The 2,119-nt window shown below is 47.9% G+C and carries 2 protein-coding genes; both read right to left on the bottom strand.

All coding sequences use genetic code 11. From position 1 onward, the window contains the following. On the bottom strand, window positions 1–282 hold a 282-nt coding region (locus CUS_RS05305), incomplete at its 3' end, for an SDR family NAD(P)-dependent oxidoreductase (protein WP_037276653.1). A gap of 157 nt (window positions 283–439) precedes the next feature. Further along, the coding region (locus CUS_RS05300; RefSeq protein WP_242831540.1) for a hypothetical protein at window positions 440–2,119 on the bottom strand (1,680 nt) is incomplete at its 5' end.

Genomic DNA, 2,119 nt, shown 5'->3' with positions numbered 1-2,119 from the left:
AAGGGATATCTCATCAAAACGCCCCAACTTGCCGAAGCCCGCGTTGTTGACCAGCACAGTCACCCGCTCATCTTTCACCTCGTCGTGCAGTCTGATACACTCATCTTCCTTCGAGAGGTCGCAGGCTATCACCCTGCTGTCTTTCAGTTCGCCAGCCAGTTCTTTGAGCCTTTCCTCGCGCCGCGCTGCCAGTATCACCCTGAAACCGCGCCTATCCAGTTCGCGTGCTATCTCTCTGCCGATGCCCGAGCTTGCGCCTGTCACCAATGCTGTTCTTGCCATTTCCATCATTCCTTTCCGCAAATAATATCTGCATCTGTTACAGATATTATACAACGCCTCGCCCCTGATGTCAAGCAAAAAACAGCCATAGTCCCTCAATTGTTGAGAAACTATGGCTGAAATCATTCAATTATCTTATAATCATCGAACAGCCGAATTATGCGGGCTCGTCGGTTTCAGTTTCGTTCATCTCGGATTCAAACTGCTCCCAATCGAAGTCTTCGTCGTCGAAGTCATAATCTTCTTCATCATCGAAGCTGTACTGAGAACCTGAGCTCGATGCACTGCCGCCGAACAGATTGTTGTACATATCGTCACCCAGAGTTTCCTTCATCTTGTTCTGGAAACCTTCCATGTCGCACTCTTCGAGGTACTTGTTCATCTGCTCTTCGTCCAGAGCGTCAAATATCTTAGCGTCAGCAGCGGGCAGCTCAACATCAGATGCTTCTGTCTTCTTGCTGGTCATGGAAATGGTCATAGCATTCTCGCCGTTTATGCCAATGTCGAAAGAAATATCAACATTGTCCTCAGTAGAATTGGAAGTTATCTCGAACCAGCCCGAATTAGCCTCACCGTTATCATCGATGCTTGCATCTATCCTGATAGTACCGGAGAAGTTGTCACCTACTGTCTTGACATCCTTGATATCATAAACGAGTTTCAGTATCTCAACACCGTCTTCATTAGCAGTGATGGTATAACCGCCGTTAACAGCATCGTTCTCAGACTTCAGTGCACCGTAAACGGTCATTGCCTCGCTCTCGCCTGAGTCAAAGGACAGGTCGATACCTTCTGCATTGTCATTGCTTACAATAACATACTTGAACTCGCCCTCTTCACCGTCAGGCTTCAGGTTAAAGCCCATGAACTCGCCGTCAGCGTTCTCATAAGTTTCAAGGAACACCTTCTCGCTGTCCTCTTCGCTTATCTCGGTCTTTACCTCTTCCAGCATCTTGTCGATGGACTCTTCATAAGTAGGAGGAGTTTCAGTATCCTCGCTGCCCATAGCGCTTGCGCTGTTCATTACCTTGTCAACACCCTGCTCATACAGGCTCTTGAGATTTTCATCGGTCTTAGCCTTTTCAAGAACAGCAGTAGCTATCTTCTGTGCGTCAGCATTTGTTACCTCATAGCTCTTGGAAGTGTACTCATAGCTGATGCCGTCGATGTCGCCGCTCTTTGTACCCTCTTCCTTTACCTCAGGGAAATTATCCTTGACTATCTTCTCATACTCATTGATGTCAGCCTCAAAAGCCTCAGCATCAAAGTCGATGTCAATATCCTCAGCAGCCTGAGTCAGTTCGGACATATCCATGCCCATTTCTTCCTTGACGTACTTCTCGACATCTTCCTTGCCAACCTTTAAGTAAGCATCGGAAAGTTCAGGTATCTTTACGAACATCTCTTCGCTGTTCTCTCTGCTCAGTACCTCATTGATAGTCATAAGGGTGCTGCCGCCGTAGGTCAGTGTGATATCGCCGCCTTCGTTGCCGCCCTTCTGCTTTGTGGAAACGTTCATGCCGATATCCTTGATATCGGTGCCTGCCTCCTTAGTGATGGCAGTTCCGAAGCTGACATTGAGAGAGCCTTCATAAGCAAAGTCAACCTCGCCTGTCGCGATGTCCTGCGCTCTGCTCAGGGTATTGCTGATGTTCTCAGCCATAACTGTTATCTTAGGGGAAGTTGTGGTGCTGCTCTTGGACTTGCCCTTGTCAGCGCCGTTTCCGCCGTCCTTATTTATCATGTAATATCCAACACCTGAGCCTACTATCGACAGACCCAGAACACCTGCCAGTACAGGTGTAAGTACATTCTTCTTTACCATAATGCTACCTCC

It is taken from the genome of Hominimerdicola alba 8, assembly GCF_000178155.2.
Classification (GTDB): Bacteria; Bacillota; Clostridia; order Oscillospirales; family Ruminococcaceae; genus Hominimerdicola; species Hominimerdicola alba_C.
Note: the sequence above shows the minus strand (reverse complement) of the source record. Positions and strands in the feature narration are given on the sequence as shown.